Annotated in this window: 17 protein-coding genes; 11 read left to right on the forward strand and 6 right to left on the reverse strand. The window is 32.4% G+C overall.

Annotation, left to right across the window (positions count from 1 at the left end):
* A complete protein-coding gene (locus A8975_RS00945; RefSeq protein ID WP_131506356.1) occupies window positions 1-1,362 on the forward strand; it encodes an undecaprenyl-phosphate glucose phosphotransferase in 1,362 nt (453 codons plus the stop codon).
* Here A8975_RS00945 and A8975_RS00950 read toward each other — a convergent pair.
* Genes A8975_RS00950 through A8975_RS00960 form a run of 3 tightly spaced genes read right to left on the reverse strand, consistent with a single transcriptional unit; the run spans window position 1,359 to window position 4,929 of the window.
* A complete protein-coding gene (locus tag A8975_RS00950; protein WP_166667426.1) occupies window positions 1,359-2,519 on the reverse strand; it encodes a glycosyltransferase family 4 protein in 1,161 nt (386 codons plus the stop codon). The genes A8975_RS00945 and A8975_RS00950 overlap by 4 nt on opposite strands.
* A complete protein-coding gene (wecB, locus tag A8975_RS00955) occupies window positions 2,519-3,613 on the reverse strand; it encodes a non-hydrolyzing UDP-N-acetylglucosamine 2-epimerase (protein ID WP_134198362.1) in 1,095 nt (364 codons plus the stop codon). The genes A8975_RS00950 and wecB overlap by 1 nt, the downstream gene beginning before the upstream one ends.
* Window positions 3,610-4,929: a phenylacetate--CoA ligase family protein gene (locus A8975_RS00960; protein ID WP_134198363.1), complete on the reverse strand. Its 1,320-nt coding sequence runs from the start codon at window positions 4,927-4,929 to the stop codon at window positions 3,610-3,612. Before A8975_RS00960 ends, wecB begins: the two co-directional genes overlap by 4 nt.
* An 84-nt stretch (window positions 4,930-5,013) precedes the next feature.
* Between A8975_RS00960 and purD the strand changes: the two genes are divergently transcribed.
* Window positions 5,014-6,285, forward strand: a complete 1,272-nt coding sequence (gene purD, locus A8975_RS00965; protein ID WP_134198364.1) for a phosphoribosylamine--glycine ligase — start codon at window positions 5,014-5,016, stop codon at window positions 6,283-6,285.
* Here the strand turns inward: purD and A8975_RS00970 are convergent.
* Complete coding sequence (locus A8975_RS00970; protein ID WP_129759749.1) at window positions 6,280-6,507, reverse strand: DUF6341 family protein; 228 nt, start codon at window positions 6,505-6,507, stop codon at window positions 6,280-6,282. The genes purD and A8975_RS00970 overlap by 6 nt on opposite strands.
* Window positions 6,508-6,586: 79 nt before the next feature.
* Between A8975_RS00970 and A8975_RS00975 the strand changes: the two genes are divergently transcribed.
* On the forward strand, window positions 6,587-7,513 hold the full coding sequence (locus tag A8975_RS00975; protein WP_134198365.1) for a DUF6427 family protein: 927 nt from the start codon (window positions 6,587-6,589) through the stop codon (window positions 7,511-7,513).
* Here A8975_RS00975 and upp read toward each other — a convergent pair.
* Complete coding sequence (gene upp / locus A8975_RS00980; protein WP_134198853.1) at window positions 7,502-8,161, reverse strand: uracil phosphoribosyltransferase; 660 nt, start codon at window positions 8,159-8,161, stop codon at window positions 7,502-7,504. The genes A8975_RS00975 and upp overlap by 12 nt on opposite strands.
* A gap of 71 nt (window positions 8,162-8,232) precedes the next feature.
* On the opposite strand from upp, the gene A8975_RS00985 reads away from it, so the two are divergent.
* Together A8975_RS00985 and A8975_RS00990 are read left to right on the forward strand one after the other, a co-directional pair.
* A complete protein-coding gene (locus A8975_RS00985) occupies window positions 8,233-8,841 on the forward strand; it encodes a DUF4254 domain-containing protein (protein ID WP_134198366.1) in 609 nt (202 codons plus the stop codon).
* A 25-nt stretch (window positions 8,842-8,866) separates the two neighbouring features.
* Window positions 8,867-9,892, forward strand: coding sequence for a glycosyltransferase family 9 protein (locus tag A8975_RS00990; protein ID WP_243832926.1), 1,026 nt, complete (start codon window positions 8,867-8,869; stop codon window positions 9,890-9,892).
* Between the two features lie 152 nt (window positions 9,893-10,044).
* Here A8975_RS00990 and A8975_RS00995 read toward each other — a convergent pair whose 3' ends face one another.
* A complete protein-coding gene (locus tag A8975_RS00995; protein WP_134198367.1) occupies window positions 10,045-11,100 on the reverse strand; it encodes a ferredoxin--NADP reductase in 1,056 nt (351 codons plus the stop codon).
* Window positions 11,101-11,203: 103 nt separating this feature from the next.
* Here A8975_RS00995 and A8975_RS01000 point away from each other — a divergent pair, with 103 nt between their 5' ends.
* The 6 genes from A8975_RS01000 to A8975_RS01025 all read left to right on the forward strand — a co-directional run bounded on the left by A8975_RS01000 (window position 11,204) and on the right by A8975_RS01025 (window position 17,100).
* Window positions 11,204-12,685 (forward strand): DUF5687 family protein, encoded by a 1,482-nt coding sequence (locus A8975_RS01000; RefSeq protein WP_134198368.1) that lies wholly within the window; start codon window positions 11,204-11,206, stop codon window positions 12,683-12,685.
* 12 nt (window positions 12,686-12,697) lie between these two features.
* A complete protein-coding gene (locus tag A8975_RS01005; RefSeq protein WP_131506348.1) occupies window positions 12,698-13,405 on the forward strand; it encodes an ABC transporter ATP-binding protein in 708 nt (235 codons plus the stop codon).
* Window positions 13,406-13,510: 105 nt separating this feature from the next.
* The gene (locus A8975_RS01010; protein ID WP_134198369.1) at window positions 13,511-16,054 is read left to right on the forward strand and encodes a tetratricopeptide repeat protein; all 2,544 of its coding nucleotides are present in this window, start codon (window positions 13,511-13,513) and stop codon (window positions 16,052-16,054) included.
* A 37-nt stretch (window positions 16,055-16,091) separates the two neighbouring features.
* Window positions 16,092-16,499 carry a bactofilin family protein gene (locus A8975_RS01015; RefSeq protein ID WP_410504191.1) on the forward strand — a complete coding sequence of 136 codons (408 nt, stop codon included), beginning with the start codon at window positions 16,092-16,094 and terminating at the stop codon, window positions 16,497-16,499.
* Window positions 16,444-16,695, forward strand: a complete 252-nt coding sequence (locus tag A8975_RS01020) for an AtpZ/AtpI family protein (RefSeq protein WP_262710993.1) — start codon at window positions 16,444-16,446, stop codon at window positions 16,693-16,695. Before A8975_RS01015 ends, A8975_RS01020 begins: the two co-directional genes overlap by 56 nt.
* Window positions 16,696-16,698: 3 nt before the next feature.
* Window positions 16,699-17,100, forward strand: a complete 402-nt coding sequence (locus A8975_RS01025; RefSeq protein WP_134198371.1) for a hypothetical protein — start codon at window positions 16,699-16,701, stop codon at window positions 17,098-17,100.
* Window positions 17,101-17,133: the final 33 nt, after the last annotated feature.

A 17,133-nucleotide genomic window follows, 5' to 3' on the forward strand; every position in this document is an offset into this window, starting at 1 on the left:
TTGAGTACGTTTAAGCAAGGTAGATATTCAGGGTATTTAAGACCAATTTCTTACTTAATTGATTTGAGTATAATTAATGGTTTGGCAATATTGTATTTTTTCAAAGCATTCATTGCTTATCAGCATTTTACTATTATAATTTCTGTCTCCTGGGTTATATTATCTATTTCATCAAAATTTTATAATGTATATAGGTACACTAGAGAGGTTACAATGGTATCAATGATAATTAGACAATTAATATTATTTTTATTAATTGTTTTTGCCTATTTTGGGTATAGCAATGATGTAGGAGTTAACCCTAAAGTTGTAATTAACTACGTCTTTTCTGTTTTTTCTCTTATAACTATTTTTAAGTTTACGGTTTATTATTTGCTTCAAAAATATCGTACAGCTTTTGGAGGTAATTATAGAAAAACAGTAATCTTTGGAGCTAATAAAAAGACCCTAGCTTTAGAGAATTTTTTCAATAAAAATCCTGAATACGGATACATTCATAAAAAGACATTTTCATTTAAGGAGAAAAAAGAAATAAACTTAGAAAAATGCTTCAGTTTCATTCTTGATGAAGGTATTGATGAAATATACTGTTCAATATCAGAATTAACTAACAACCAAATAGGAGAAGTTATTGATTTTGCAGACAATAACTTAAAAATACTTAAGTTTTTGCCAGATAATAAAGAGATTTATTCTAAAAAGCTTAAATACGATTATTATGATTATATACCAATTTTGTCTCTTAGAAACATTCCTCTAGAAGATTCAATAAATATGGTAGTAAAGCGAGTGTTTGATATTGTTTTCTCAAGTATGGTGATAATATTCGTTCTTTCTTGGTTAACACCAATTATAGCACTACTTATTAAACTAGAGTCTAAAGGACCTGTGTTTTTTAAGCAATCTCGTAATGGGTTTAATTACAAAGAATTTGATTGTTATAAATTTAGATCTATGATGCCTAATAAGGATGCTCACTTACAACAGGCAACAAAAAATGATATGAGAGTAACAAAGGTAGGCCGTATAATACGTAAAACAAGTATTGATGAACTACCTCAGTTTTTTAATGTGTTATTTGGAGATATGTCTGTAGTTGGACCAAGACCTCACATGGTTAGCCACACAAACATGTATGCGAAAAAGATTGACAAATTTATGGTTCGTCACTTTGTTAAACCAGGTATTACTGGTTTAGCACAAATAAGTGGATTTAGAGGAGAAGTAGAAACAGATAAAGACATAATAGGACGAGTTAAATATGATATTTTCTATATTGAAAACTGGTCTATTTTCTTAGACCTTAAAATTATTTTCAAAACCTTTATGAATGCAATTCAAGGTGAAGAAAAAGCATATTAAACTATAACTATTAATTCATTTAATTGCTTATTAAAATTAAAATGCTGTAATGCCGTTTTTTGGATTATTGTTTTAGAAGTGATTGTCAAATCTTCTTTTTTAACCTTGTTTAGAACAGAGTTTAAATCTTTATAATTACTCGATTCTGCTACCCAACCCAAGTTATAGTTTCTTATAACAGTTTCGCCTTCACCACCACCAAAATAAACCATAGGAAGCCCTAAGCGAGCATATTCAAATATTTTGGAAGGTACTGACCCATAAATCCTATTAAGTAAAGGAATAATGGTTAAATCGTATTTTAAAAGCTCTTTATGAAGTAACTCTCTCGATATTTCTCCATGATAGGTTATTGGCAGGTTAGGGTTTTTTGAAATAAAAGCTTCAATCTTTTCCTTTTCAGCTCCTGCGCCATAAATATGAAACTCAATATTGCTATAGTCTAGATGTTCACATAATTTATAAATACCTTGGGCTATCCCAAGTAAACCAGCATAAACCACTTTTATTTTTTCATTAGAAACAGCCTCTTCAATTGTTGGAGGATTAAAATCAGGAAAATTCCTATAAAGGGAAACATTTTTATTAGGACATAAAGACATAACATGTTTTAAAATCTCATTGCTTTGGCCTAAAACTAAATCGGCTTTCTTATAGTTGAAATGCTCAATTCGTTCTAAAACTCTATAACTAAAATTCTTTTTAAAAGCTCCTAATTCTAAGCCTGCAATAGGCCATAAATCGCTTACGTTTAATATGAGTTTTCTCTTTTTTCGACGCAAAAACAACATACATGTAAACGCAACAAGTAAAGGAGGAGACTGTACAATAACTTTGTTTGGGATTTTATTGCTTATAAAAAACCAGATTAAGCTAAAGCTATACGATAGCATTGCAAATAAACGTAGAATCTTGTTTTTAGAGTTGCTTGCATAAATCCATAAACGATGAATTTTGATATTGTTTTCTGTTGAAGTCTGCCTGAATTTACCTTTATACGCGTCAAAAATTTTTCCTTTAGGATAATTAGGTAAAGGTGTGATTACCGAAACATTAAAATGATGCTGTTCTAAGCCATTTGCCAAATGAAAAATCCTATTAGAAGCAGCTCCTGTCTCAGGTGGAAAATAACTTGTTATGATAAGAATATCTGACACTATAAATTATAAATTTCAATGATATGATTTGCAATTCGCTGTGCTGCATTCCCATCCCAAAGTTCAGGAGTTTGTCCTTGTTTCCAGTTGTTAGACAATAAGGTTTTAAACGCAGTTTCAATTTTTTCAGGGTCATTGCCAACTAGGACATTAGTTCCAATATCACAGGTTTCAGGTCGCTCAGTGTTTTCGCGAAGCGTAATACAAGGGATATTCATAACTGTAGTTTCTTCGGTTATTCCTCCAGAATCTGTTAATACTCCCAAAGCATGTTTCACTAAGTAATTAAATTCCAAATACCCTAAAGGACTTATATAATGCAAGTTTTCAAAGTTTAAATTGAGACCTTCCAATAGCTTTTTTGTTCTTGGATGAACAGGAAATACAATTGGATAGTCTTTTCCTAGAGTTACAATTTGGGTAACGATTGATTTTAATTGTTGCTCTTCATCAACATTACTTGGTCTATGTAGCGTTATCACAAGGTATTGTTGGTTTTTTAAACCTAGTTCGTTCCAAATGTTGGGTTGCTTTAAGTGCGATTCGTTTTTTCTAAGCGTATCAATCATCACATTGCCTACAAAATAAATCTGCTCATTTTTTACACCTAAATTTTTAAGATTGTCATTAGCTATTGTTGAGGTAGTGAAAAAATAATCGGTTAAACTATCAGTTACTATTCTATTTATTTCTTCAGGCATTGCCATATCACCCGATCGAATTCCAGCTTCAATATGCGCAACATCAATGCCAGCTTTTTTGGCAACAATAGTACAAGCCATTGTTGAGGTAACATCACCAACAACTATTACGAGGTCACAAGGGTGTTGTGCTAGTTCTTTTTCAAAACCAATCATTATTCCTGCAGTTTGTTCAGCCTGTGAGCCACTTTTTACCTCTAGATTAACATCAGGAAAAGGGATGTTTAATTCTTCAAAAAACGTATCGCTTAAATTTTTATCGTAATGTTGACCTGTATGCACTAAACGAAAGTTTATATTAAAACCTTTGTTTTTCTTTTGTTTGATAGCCTCAATTATTGGTGCTATTTTCATAAAATTTGGACGTGCTCCAGCAACTATGGTAATGTTCATGTGTTATGTTTTACAAATGACGAAAACTGTTTCAATTTACCACTTTTTGTGCGGTTTAAAACGTCTTGTCGTTCAAAAATAATATGAAGCCCTTTTTCAAGATAAGTCTCCATTTCTACTTTAATTATCGCTTCTTTTTTAGCCGATAAAATGGTTTTACTTACGTAAATAACTTTAAAAGTATCATGCTGTAATTGCTCAATAATAAACTCTTTTACATTGCCATCATCTTCAATAATACTTTTGGTGATGTAGTAAAAAGTTAATCCAGCAGCTTTTTTACCACTTGGTAAAATCGCAATGTCATTGGTTCTTCCAATAAGTTGTTTTAAAATAGGTGTTTTAGCTGTGCTTTCTTTTGAAAGGATGCCAATATCTCCAATATCATAGCGAATAAAAGGATGTGCTTTGTTGTATAATGAGGTAATGACTATTCTGCCTTCATTTCCGTTTGGTAATATGTTGTTTTCTTCATCTAAAATTTCAACAAACAAGGTTTCACTATTAACCTGCCATTGGTTGTTTTTATTTTCAAAAGCAATTAAATCTAATTCAGAAGCGCCATATTCGTTAATTACAGGAACACCGAACTGCGTTTCAATAAGTGTTTTGTCATCTTCAAAAAGCATTTCAGAAGTTACAATACAAGCCTTTAAACTTGGGCAGACTGTATTTAAAACCAATTGTTTTCGCTCTAAAAACTTTGCAAACTGAACAATTGAACTCGTGTAACCGTTAATGTAATCAAAAGAAGATGTTTTAAATTTTTTAAGGCAGTTTTCAAAAGCACCATCACTTAAATCAAAAACCGAAAACCGATAACGATGCCCTAACCAGTCTTTAAATCGTTCTTTATAATACCCTTTTTTATCTAACGGAATACCATAAAAACGCGCTTGCTTGGACTTGTTGAAGTCTAAACCAAACCATCCAAATCGGTTTTGAATAACAGCCCATGTTAACGCATGTGAGAATTTATCTTTAGCAAACACAAAAGGGTCTCCAGAAGAACCAGAAGTTTTATTAATGTATACATTACTTTTACTAAAACCGTTTGAGAGTCTTTGCTCCAAGGGTTGCTGCAAATCACTTTTAGTCATTACAGGAATTGAATTCCAGTCTTTAATAGTTGCGGTTTTGGATAAATTCTTGTAAAAGGGATTATGCTTTAAATGATAGCTAACAATGTTTCGTTTTTCTTGTTCAATGTAAGCCTTAAATTCGTTGTCATTTTGTTGTTGAACAGCTTTTAAAACAGCTCTTGCCTTTTTAATAGGAAAACCGTTGAGTTGTAATGAAAGGTCAAATAAATTCAAACGAAAAGCATATTAGATGTTTTCTGTAAAATAATTATTTTTTGAGCGTAAAAGCAATTATTTTTGCGGCAAACAACACAAACTATGACAATTTTAATCCTAGGTTCTGGAGGAAGAGAACACACATTCGCTTGGAAAATAGCCCAAAGTCCTTTATGTAAATCACTTTATGTAGCTCCTGGTAACTCAGGAACTGCTGAAATTGCTCAAAATGTAAACATTGGAGTTACCGACTTTTCTGCTATTAAAACCTTAGTTTTAGATAAACAAATTGACATGGTTGTTGTTGGTCCTGAAGACCCATTGGTACAAGGCGTTCACGACTTTTTCTTAAATGACCAAGCACTTAAACATATTTCTGTAATTGGACCTCAACAAGCTGCTGCTGAGCTTGAAGGTAGTAAGGAATTTGCAAAAGAGTTTATGATGCGCCACAACATTCCTACTGCTGCTTATCAAAGTTTTAATGCAAGTAATGTTGAGGATGGTTATGCGTTTTTAGAAACTTTAAATCCACCTTATGTATTAAAAGCAGATGGATTGGCAGCTGGTAAAGGTGTTTTGATTTTAAATGATTTGAACGAAGCTAAAGCCGAATTAAAAAACATGTTAGTTGATGCAAAATTTGGTAACGCAAGTTCAAAAGTGGTTATTGAAGAATTTCTTGATGGTATTGAATTGAGTTGCTTTGTACTAACAGATGGTAAAAACTATAAGATTTTACCAACAGCAAAAGATTACAAGCGTATTGGCGAAGGCGATACAGGTTTGAACACAGGAGGAATGGGAGCTGTATCTCCAGTTCCATTTGCAACACCAGAGTTTTTGAATAAAATAGAAGAACGTATTGTAAAACCAACTGTTGCAGGATTACAAAAAGATAATTTGCCATACAAAGGATTTATTTTTATTGGCTTGATTAAAGTTGGTGATGATCCTAAAGTCATTGAATACAATGTACGCATGGGAGATCCTGAAACCGAAGTAGTTTTACCACGATTAAAAAATGATTTAGTTGAAATTTTCCAAGCTATTTCAAACGAGACATTACATACAATAGATATTGAAATAGACGAGCGTGCAGCAACAACTGTAATGTTGGTTTCTGGTGGTTATCCTGAAAGTTATGAAAAAGGAAAAGAAATCACAGGAATTGAAGCTATTACTGATTCAATACCTTTTCATGCAGGAGCAATTGTAAAAGATGAAAAAGTGGTAACCTCAGGCGGTAGAGTTATGGCAATAACGTCCTATGGAAACACGTATCAAGAAGCCATAAAAAAATCTTATCAAAATATAGAAAAACTACATTTTGATAAGATGTATTATCGAAAAGATATTGGTTTCGATTTATAAATATCTATGAGCTGTAACGCTTTTGTCTTCTTCGTTGTTATTGTTGAATTTTTTAAGCTGACCCATCCAGTAAACAAATGCTACAAAACAAATTACCATAAAAATCCAGTTAAGACCATTTGCAGCCCACCAATTTTCTAATTCAAGTGCTCTTAAACCATCAAGTGGAGTAAATAATACATTTACAAATAAATCTTGTATTGCGTAAAAAAAATCTTTCATTGTGTATAAATTAATGCTCTTATATAAGCTTAAAAAGGATTATCAATATATTTACAAGGCAAATATACAAACATTATAAATGATTTCAAGTTTTTTTAGCAAAGCAAAACCAATACATTTTGCTGTTATAAGTGTCATACTATTGCTGGCTTTTACTCTAGCAAAAGTTTTTATGGCTAATATTTCAGGAAATTTTGTTGCTATTTTAAAGCAATTGCTACTTTTTGGAGTTGTTTTGTTATCGGTTTTTGTGTTTGATTTTGTTACAAGCAAAAACAATCTTACTAAAAAAAACAGTTATAGGATTTTGTTCTTTACGTTGTTTATGATAATGATTCCTCAAACATTTTTAAACTCTAGTATATTAATTGCTAATTTGTTTGTCTTACTTGCACTAAGAAGAATTATTAGCTTACGAAGTCAAAAAGAAATGAAAAAGAAACTTTTTGATGCTGCGTTTTGGATTAGTCTAGCTACGTTACTCTTTTTTTGGTCGAGTTTGTTTTATGTGTTAATATTTGCAGCACTATTTCTTTTTAGAATTACCGATATTAAAAACTGGATTATTCCATTAATAGGAGTGCTAACGGTTGCAGTAATAGTAGCTAGTGTACTAATAGCAACAGGTTATGACATTTCCAACTATGTGGCCTCAATAGATTATACAATAAGCTTAGACTTCACTAATTTAAATTCGGGTCAAATTATAATCGCTTCAACTATTATTTTGTCTTATTTCGTCTGGTCTTTGTTTTACTACGTTCGAAATATTAAAAACAAGGCAAAAAGTTTAAAACCATCATATTTTTTAATCTTAATAGCTACACTTCTTGCAGCTATTATCATTATCATTTCACCTATTAAAACAGGAGCAGAGTTTATTTTCCTTTTCGCTCCATTGTCTATTGTACTCACAAATTATATTGAAGTATCTTCTGAAAAATGGTTCAAAGAAGTATTAATTTGGATATTAATAATCACGCCTTTTGTAAGTCTAGTGCTGTAGTTTTGCTCCAAAAGCTAAATCACCTGCGTCTCCTAATCCAGGAATGATATAACCTTTTTCGTTTAGTTTCTCATCAATAGTAGCAATCCATAAATGCGTGTTAGCATCAAAATGTTGTGAAACATAATTAACACCTTCTTGAGCGCCAATAACACTAACTAAATGCACATCTTTTGGTGTTCCAAAAGGTTTTAAAGCTTCAAAAGTTGCAACCATAGATTGTCCTGTAGCAAGCATAGGATCTGCTAAAATAAGCGTTTTGCCCTCCAGGTTTGGACATGCTAAATACTCTACAATGATTTCAAAACTTTCAGGATTGTCTTTATGATGTCTGTAAGCCGAAATAAATGCGTTTTCAGCTTTATCAAAATAGTTTAACAAACCATTATGTAATGGTACTCCTGCTCTTAAAATAGAGCATAACACAATATCATCATTAATCAACATAGTTTCTGAAGTGCCCAATGGAGTAGTGATAGATTGTGTTTTAAAGTTAAGAGACTTACTTAACTCGTAACCCAAAATTTCTCCTGTTCGTTCAATATTTCTTCTAAATCGCAATGGGTCTTTTTGAATGTTTTCATCTCGCATCTCAGAGATAAATGTGTTGAGTATTGAATTTTGAAGTGATAAATTATGGATGTGCATCTGCTTTGGTGTTTTTACAACTGTAAAGTTATTAAATAGGCTTATATTTGCAGTCATAAAAATACCATAATATGTTTTCAGATAAAGCCAACAGCATTTTTCAAGATGCTATAAACACTTACAAAATTAAAAATACCGTAGATCAACCATTTACTAACAAGTATGATAAAAACGAAGATGTCATTGCACATTTATTATACAGAAAATGTTGGATTGATACTGTACAATGGGCTTACGAAGACATTATTAGAGATCCAAATATCGATCCTGTTGATGCATTAGCTTTAAAACGTAAAATTGATGCCTCAAACCAAGATAGAACAGATACTGTTGAATATATTGACAGCTACTTTTTAGATAAATATAAAGATGTTACTCCAAAAGCAGACGCTACGATAAATACCGAAAGTCCTGCTTGGGGAATTGATAGATTGTCAATTTTAGCATTAAAAATTTATCACATGAATATAGAGGCAACAAGAACTGACGCTAGTGATGCGCACAGAGCAGCTTGCCAAAAGAAGTTAGACGTGCTTTTAGAGCAACGTGTAGATCTTTCTACAGCAATTGATACGCTTTTAAAGGATATTGAAAACGGAGACAAGTACATGAAAGTGTATAAGCAAATGAAAATGTATAACGACGATGAGCTAAACCCAGTTCTTCGCGCTAGTAAATAAAGAGCATTGCTAGTAAAGCAATCTAATGCAAGATGCGCCTAAACACATACTCGTTATTCGTCTTTCAGCAATGGGAGATGTTGCTATGACAGTAAATGTGTTACGTGCGTTTACACAGCAATATCCTGATGTAAAACTTACCGTATTAACACGCGCTTTTTTTAAACCTTTTTTTAGAGATTTAAAAAATGTTAGCGTGTTTCATGCTGACGTAAAACATAAACACAAAGGCGTTTTAGGGCTCTATAAATTGTCTAAAGAGTTAAAAGCATTAAAAATAGATGCTGTTGCCGACTTACATAATGTGTTGCGTTCTAATATTTTAAAAACACTTCTCTTCGGAATAAAAACCGTACAAATAGATAAAGGTCGTGCTGAAAAGAAAGCCCTTGTTTCAGGGCATGAATTCAAGCAACTTAAAACAACACATCAGCGATATGCCGACGTTTTTAAAACATTAGGATTTCCGATAGATTTATCAAATCCTAACTTTCCTGAAAAGAAGCCATTAAGTAAAAAAGTAATTGAAACTATTGGAAACGAGCAAAAAAAGCGCATTGGTATTGCCCCTTTTGCTGCACACGAAAGTAAGATGTATCCGCTTGATTTAATGCAAGAAGTGATAGAGCAACTTGCTGAAAAGTATACTGTTTTATTATTTGGTGGCGGAAAAAAAGAAATACAAACACTTACCTATTTTGAATCTCAAGAAAAAGGCATTATTAATCTAGCAGGAAAATTAACGCTTGATGAAGAATTGGATGTTGTTTCAAACCTAGATGTTATGCTTTCTATGGATTCTGGTAACGCTCATATTGCTGCGATGCTAGGTGTAAAAACCATTACAATTTGGGGTGTTACACATCCGTATGCTGGTTTTACTCCTTTTAACCAACCAGAAGATTTTTGCTTATTAGCAGATAGAACACAATACCCAAAAATTCCAACGTCGGTTTACGGTAATAAATTCCCAGAAGACTATAAAAATGCCGCTGGAAGTATTCCTGTTAAAACAGTTGTAGAGAAAATACAGTCAGTCATTCCTGTGTAGGCAAGGAGTCTATTTAAAGAAACTTGTCATTACACGATTGACGCGGAATCCCATTGAAACACATTAATATAAATGGATGCTGCATCGTAGTGCAGCATGACAAAACAAGGTGTTTTTTTAAGGTGAAACAGTCTAAAATCTGAATCTATTAATCAAATATCATCATAATCCACAACAATTGTTGGTGTTGTAGGATGCGCTTGACATGTTAAAATTAAACCTTCAGCAACTTCATTATCGGTTAAAATATTATTTTGGCGCATGGTAGCTTCGCCTTCTTTAATTCGCGCTAAACAACTGCTGCAAATTCCGCCTTGGCAAGAATATGGTGCGTCTAAATCTTCATCTAAAGCTGCTTCAAGAATAGATTGTTTTTGAGACATTTCAAAAGTTGCTTCTTCATCATCAACAATTACAGTGATTTTTGTTTGTCCTTCACCAATAGAGCTATTATCAACTTCGGTTGGTTTTGCAGCTTTAAAAAGTTCAAATAAAATTCGGTCTTTTGCTATTCCGTTTTCGGTTAATACATCTTTAACGGTGTGAATCATAGCTTCTGGACCACATAAATACACAGCATCAACATCTATGTTTTTATGTTTGTTTTTCATAACATAATTCACTGTGCTTTTTTCTATTCTACCAAAAATAGCATCGTCTTCATCAGCTTGACTAAACACAAATTGGATAGAAAAACGCTCGCTGTATTTATGCTGTAGTTCTAAAAGTTCGTTTAGAAACATAGTGTCTTGTGTAGTTTTGTTACCGTAAACCAAAATCACTTCACTATGAACTTCTTCTTCTAGAGCACATTTTATAATACTTAATATAGGAGTAATACCACTTCCAGCAGCAAACGCAGCTATGTTTTTGGTTTTTTTATCGTTAGGAACAAATGTAAAATGTCCTTTTGGTGGTGCAACATCTATAGTGTCTCCTGCTTTTAATACATTATTTGCATAGGCAGAAAATGTACCGTCTTTTACCTCTTTTACAGCAACTTTTATCTCACCACTTTTAGGCGACGAACACAAGGAGTAATCACGACGAACTTCGTTACCATTTAAGGTAGTTCTCAACGTAATGTATTGTCCTGCCGTAAACGAGAATTCGCTTTTTAATGTTTCAGGAATATGAAAACTAATAGTTACAGATTTATCAGTTTCTCTTTGTATATCTTTTATTGTGAGTTTATGAAATTGCGCCATGAATTATTTTTTTACAAAAGTAAGAAAAGCAGTAAGTAATTAAGTTTTGATTGTAACAAAAAGTGTTTTAATATTACTAACAGTTTAAACCAATCTTTAAAAAATGAAATTAAAACACTTTTTAAATCTTGAGTGGAAACAATACTTTAGGTCATCGTATTGGCAAAAAAGTATGGCGTTAAATATTTTACTTGTGTTTTTTGCCTTGTACTTTGTAGTAATGTTTTTGATAGTAGGAGTAGCAATTTATCCGATTCTAAAAGACCAATTTCCAGATCAAGATCCATTATTTATAGTTAATAGTTATATTTTTTATTGGATTATTGTTGATGTGCTCATGAGGTTCTTTTTTCAGAAGCTACCAGTAATGAGTGTTAAACCTTTGTTGACATTGCCTGTTAAACGCAGTAAGGTGGTAAACTATGTGTTGGGGAAATCTGCTTTTTCTTTTTTCAACTTTTTACCAATGTTTGCCATTATTCCTTTTGGGATAATGCTGTTAATAAACGACTACCCAACTGTTTCTGTCCTAGTTTGGGTTCTAACCATACTTTGTATAACGCTAATTATTAATTTTCTAAATTTTATTTTAGAAAGTTTTTCGGCTGAAACTGAATTGTCTTTTCTTCCGGTAATTGCAATTTCAGGAGGATTATTTGCTTTAAACTATTTCAACATTATTTCGTTTACCGATTTAGTAGCGCAAGCAGTAAATGGTGTTTACAACAATCCTGTTTTATTGTTAGTTCCGATATTGATTTTGATAGCATTGTATGTTGTAAACTTTAAAATGCTAAGAAAAAAACTGTTTTTAGATAGCTCATTAAAATCAAATGTTAAAGAAGTAAATTCTTCTAATTTGGAGTGGACCAGAAAGTTTGGTGACTCAGCACCTTTTATGCAGTTAGATTTACGTTTAATTTGGAGAAATAAGCGTCCGCGTTCTTCGGTATTTATTTTAATTATTGGGTTGTTGTATGGGTTGTTTTTCTATCCAAATCCAACCTATAGCGAAATGCCTTGGATTTTTGGTTTTGTAGGCATTTTTGTAACGGGAATTTTCTTAATCAATTTTGGACAATTCGTTCCTGCTTGGGATAGTGGCTATTACAAAATGTTAATGAGTCAAAATATTCAATACAAACAATACCTTAAATCTAAGTTTAATTTAATGGCTTTTAGTGTGGTTGTTATGCTTGTATTGAGTATTCCTTATGTGTATTTTGGATGGAATATTCTGTTAGCACATGTAGCTGCAGCAATATATAACATTGGTGTAAACACACATGTGATTTTATTAGGAGGGTCATTTAACAGAAAAAAGATAGACCTCAATCAACGTGCTGCGTTTAATTATCAAGGTACAGGAGCTGTTCAGTGGTTAATTGGGCTTCCGCTTATGCTATTGCCATTAGTCATTTTTGGAGTTTCTTACTGGTTGACCAACTTTGAAATAGCCTGTTTAATATTAGCACTTATAGGTGTTGTAGGAATTGTTTTCCATCAAAAATTAATGAAATTAATAGTCGATAAATATTTGGCTTCAAAATATAAAATGATTGACGCATTTAGTCAAGATTCTTAAAAACTAAAAACTATGATTGTAACTTCTAATCTTTCAAAATCTTACGGTAGCAAATCTGTTTTAAACATTGCTGATTTAAATATTCCAAAAGGTCAAAGTTTTGGTTTGGTTGGTAATAATGGTGCAGGTAAAACCACATATTTCAGTTTGCTATTAGATTTAATTCAACCTACTACAGGCTACATAAAAAACAACAATATAAAAGTAAATGAAAGTGAAGACTGGAAGCCTTTTACTTCGGCATTTATTGATGAAAGTTTTTTAATAGGCTACCTAACACCAGAAGAATACTTTTATTTTATTGGCGAACTTCGTGGTCAAAACAAAGCCGATGTTGATGCTTTGGTGGCACAATTTGAAGACTTCTTTCATGGTGAAATACTTAACCAAAAGAAATACTTAAGAGACCTTAGTAAAGGAAACCAAAAGAAAGCTGGTATTGTTGCTGCTTTAATAGGTAATCCAGAAGTTATTATCTTAGATGAACCTTTTGCAAACCTTGATCCAACGACACAAATAAGACTAAAAGCTATAGTTAAAAACCTAGCCGAAAAACAAGGTATTACGGTTTTAATCTCTAGTCATGATTTACTTCATGTTACCGATGTTTGCGAACGTATAGTTGTACTCGAAAAAGGAGAAGTAGTGAAAGACTTAGTTACTAGTGAAGCCACATTAAAAGAGTTGGAAGCACATTTCTCGGGTTCGGAAACCGTTTAAAAACCATCCGTTTTTTCAATATAATTCAAAAAGATGCTTATTTTTACAGCAATACATAATATATGTAGCTGTTTTTAGTTATCTATAAACCAAATACAACCAACGTTGAACACATCTTTTAGAACTATATTGATCCTATGTTGTGCAGTATTACTTGTAACATCTTGTTCTCGTAAAAAAAATAAGTTTTTAAACAGAAACTTTCATGCACTAGGAACAAAGTACAATATTCTTTACAATGGTGACATCGCTCTAGAAAAAGGTAGAGAAAGTGTCGATAATGCTTTTACTGATAATTATTGGGAGCTCCTTCAGGTAGAACGTATGGAAGACCTTGAAGAAGTGGTGCTTCCGGGTCAATCTAAAAATCAGGATTTTGAACGTGCCGAAGAAAAAGCCATAAAGGCAATTCAAAAACACGGAATGAATATTCAAGGAAAAGAATACAATCCGCAAATTGATGAAGCTTATTTGTTGCTTGGGAAAGCAAGATATTTTGATCAGCGTTTTGTGCCTGCATTAGAAGCCTTTAATTATATTCTCTACAAGTATCCTGCTAGTGATAAAATCAATACTGCAAAAATATGGCGCGAAAAGGCAAACATAAGGTTAGAAAACAACGAGCTAGCAATAAAAAACCTTAAACGCCTTTTAGAACAAGAAGAATTAGAAGACCAAGATTTAGCTGATGCTAATGCAATACTTGGGCAAGCTTATATTAACATTAAAGCTAAAGACAGTGCTTTAACAAGGTTAAATTTAGCTGCTGAAACAGCAAAAAAACACAACGAAAAAGCACGTTACAATTACATTGTTGGGCAGTTGTATAATGAATTTGGAAAAAAGGATAGTGCAAACTTAGCCTTTGACAAAATCATTGATATGCATAGGAAAATTCCAAGACCGTATTACATAAATGCGCATTTGGAAAAGATAAAGAATTTTGATGCTAACGAAGGCAATGTATTAGAGTTTGAAGAGTATTTGGTCGACTTAGAAGAAAATAGAGAAAACAGGCCTTTTTTAGATAAAATCTATTATTACATTGGCGAGTATTACAGAGGAAAAACTTCTGATAGTATTGCAGAATCCTACTATAACAAATCGCTTAGAACCAACAGTCAAGACAAGCAGCTAAAAGCATTTGATTATTCCATTTTAGGAGACATGAGTTTCGATAGAGCTGAGTATAGTATTGCAGGAGCATATTATGACAGCACCATGAGTAACATGGTATTAAACTCTAAACCTTACAGAATTATTAAACGTAAGAGAGATAACCTTGAAGACGTTATTCATTACGAAGATATTGCGCAACGCAATGACAGTATTCTGGATTTAGTAAATATGTCTGACGAAGATAGACTAGCGCTTTTTAAGGCATTTACTGATGACTTAAAAGCTAAAGCAGAGGAAGAAGCCGAAAGAAAAGAAATTGCTGAACGAAAATTATCTGCAGCAGCAGCTTCAAACGATCTTAATTCAAAATCATCAAACAGCAAGTTTGCAACAAATAAAAGTGGAGGAGAAACTTTTTACTTTTACAATTCCACAACTGTGGCTTATGGAAAAAGTGAGTTTGCAAAAACTTGGGGAGACCGAACACTTAAAGATAATTGGAGATTATCAGCAGGAATTGGCGCATCAACAACTTCGCAACAAAACACCGACATAACTCAAGGAGCTTCAGAAGAAGAAATTTACAACCCTGAGTTTTACATTGCTAAAATTCCAACCGATCAAAAAGTGTTGGATAGTTTAGCTAAGGAACGCAATTTCGCATACTATCAATTAGGAATAATCTATAAAGAAAAGTTTAAGGAATATGTATTAGCAAAAGACAAGCTTCAACAATTGCTGAAAAACAATCCTGAAGAACGATTGATTTTACCTTCTAAGTATAATTTATATAAAATTTACGAAGAGTTAAATTTAAACGATGAAGCCGAAATAGCTAAAAACGATATTATTGCTAATTATCCTGACTCTAGATATGCTGAAATACTGCTGAATCCTCAGTCAGAATTTTCAAAAGATGAGAATAGTCCTGAAAGTTTATATGAGAGCCTTTATCAATTATTTACAGAACAAGAATATGCTGAGGTCATCAATGGCTGTGAAGAGAATATAAAGCTTTTTGAAGGCGATATTATAGTGCCTAAGTTTGAATTACTTAAAGCATCTGCAAGAGGTAGGCTTTATGGATTTGAAGCTTATAAAGAAGGGGTGAATTATGTGTCGCTTAACTATCCAAATTCCGAAGAAGGAAAACAAGCGCAAGAAATAATGACCAAAGTAATTCCTGTGCTCTCTAAAAAGGAATTTGTAGATAATGCAACAGCTAAAAACTTTAATGTAATTTACAGGTTTAATGCCGATGAGGACATTAAGGAGTTTGTTGAAAAACTCAACAAGGCTGTGTCAAATATTAGTTATTTTGATTTAACGACATCAGTTGATGTTTATGATGAAAATACTAAATTTGTAGTAGTTCATGGTTTAAAAAGCGTTGAAGGAGCTTCAGGTTTTGCCGAAATACTTGAAGAAAATAAGCATAAAATTGTAAAAGAGCACTTTGCAATATCTTCGCCTAACTATGCCATAGTACAAATGCACAAAAACATAAATGAATACCTAGAATCTCAATAAAATTTAACCTATGTTTTCGGATCAAAAAAGAGGAAGGATGGCAACAGAAACAATTTCACAACAAAATAGCATTGCTAAAGGCACCACAATTACAGGTGATATTATTAGTGATGGTGACTTTAGGATTGAAGGTACTGTTCAGGGTAATATTAAAACACCTGGTAAAGTTGTAATAGGAAGAACAGGAGTCATTAACGGAACTCTAAAAAGTTCTAATGCAGATATCGAAGGGAAATTTTCAGGAAAGCTTATTCTTTCAGACACCTTATCATTAAAATCCTCTGCTTTTGTTGAAGGTGAAGTTGAGGTTGGTAAACTTGCTGTAGAACCTGGAGCTACTTTTAATGCTACATGCGCAATGAAAGGAGCAATTAAAGAATTAAGTAAAGGTGGCGAGTTACAACGACCAGCACAAGAAAAGCAAGGACAAGGGCAATCAGCTTAATGCTTATGCTAAACTTTCGGGTTTGGTTTTTCAAATGGCTGCTATTATTGCAATAGGAACATTTTGCGGTGTCAAACTCGACGAAAAATTCCCAAACGAACACAACCTTTATACAATTGTATTATCATTTGTATCTGTAATTGTATCAATTGTTTTTGTAATAAGACGTATTATTGCAAATTCAAAAGACAATTAAGTTATGAATTCAGCTTTTAAATCTAGGCAACTTTCTTTTTTAGTACAAAACATAATTTTTACGCTAGTACTTTTTGGGTTACATAGCTATCTATTATCATATTTAGCAACAGACATTTCTTTTTTCTTCCCTGTTTGGCAAATCTATGTATTTCATTTTGTTATCACTACTTTGCTTTATACAGTAATAAACTATAAATACTCTAGTGGAAAGACTGAGGTTTTTAATGTGTTTATGATGAGTACATTTTTAAAAATGATATTAGCCATTGTGTTTTTATTACCTCTTCTGCTTTCAGATAAAGAGAATAGACAACCCGATGTTTTCAATTTCTTTATTCCTTACTTTCTGTATTTATTTTTTGAAGTCTTTTCACTTACAAAGTTTCTTCAGAAAACCCCTTAAAAATGAGTTGTTTCGCCGAAAAAATCTAGGGTT

It is taken from the genome of Meridianimaribacter flavus, assembly GCF_004366715.1.
In the GTDB taxonomy this organism is placed as follows: Bacteria; Bacteroidota; Bacteroidia; order Flavobacteriales; family Flavobacteriaceae; genus Gaetbulibacter_B; species Gaetbulibacter_B jejuensis.

What these genes read in the sequence shown, in the direction of transcription:
- wecB (WP_134198362.1), bottom strand. Translation starts at nt 3,613, where the DNA reads ATGAACATTACCATAGTTGCTGGAGCACGTCCAAATTTTATGAAAATA.
- purD (WP_134198364.1), top strand. Translation starts at nt 5,014, where the DNA reads ATGACAATTTTAATCCTAGGTTCTGGAGGAAGAGAACACACATTCGCT.
- A8975_RS00970 (WP_129759749.1), bottom strand. Translation starts at nt 6,507, where the DNA reads ATGAAAGATTTTTTTTACGCAATACAAGATTTATTTGTAAATGTATTA.
- A8975_RS00975 (WP_134198365.1), top strand. Translation starts at nt 6,587, where the DNA reads ATGATTTCAAGTTTTTTTAGCAAAGCAAAACCAATACATTTTGCTGTT.
- upp (WP_134198853.1), bottom strand. Translation starts at nt 8,161, where the DNA reads ATGCACATCCATAATTTATCACTTCAAAATTCAATACTCAACACATTT.
- A8975_RS00985 (WP_134198366.1), top strand. Translation starts at nt 8,233, where the DNA reads ATGTTTTCAGATAAAGCCAACAGCATTTTTCAAGATGCTATAAACACT.
- A8975_RS00990 (WP_243832926.1), top strand. Translation starts at nt 8,867, where the DNA reads ATGCAAGATGCGCCTAAACACATACTCGTTATTCGTCTTTCAGCAATG.
- A8975_RS00995 (WP_134198367.1), bottom strand. Translation starts at nt 11,100, where the DNA reads ATGGCGCAATTTCATAAACTCACAATAAAAGATATACAAAGAGAAACT.
- A8975_RS01000 (WP_134198368.1), top strand. Translation starts at nt 11,204, where the DNA reads ATGAAATTAAAACACTTTTTAAATCTTGAGTGGAAACAATACTTTAGG.
- A8975_RS01005 (WP_131506348.1), top strand. Translation starts at nt 12,698, where the DNA reads ATGATTGTAACTTCTAATCTTTCAAAATCTTACGGTAGCAAATCTGTT.
- A8975_RS01015 (WP_410504191.1), top strand. Translation starts at nt 16,092, where the DNA reads ATGGCAACAGAAACAATTTCACAACAAAATAGCATTGCTAAAGGCACC.
- A8975_RS01025 (WP_134198371.1), top strand. Translation starts at nt 16,699, where the DNA reads ATGAATTCAGCTTTTAAATCTAGGCAACTTTCTTTTTTAGTACAAAAC.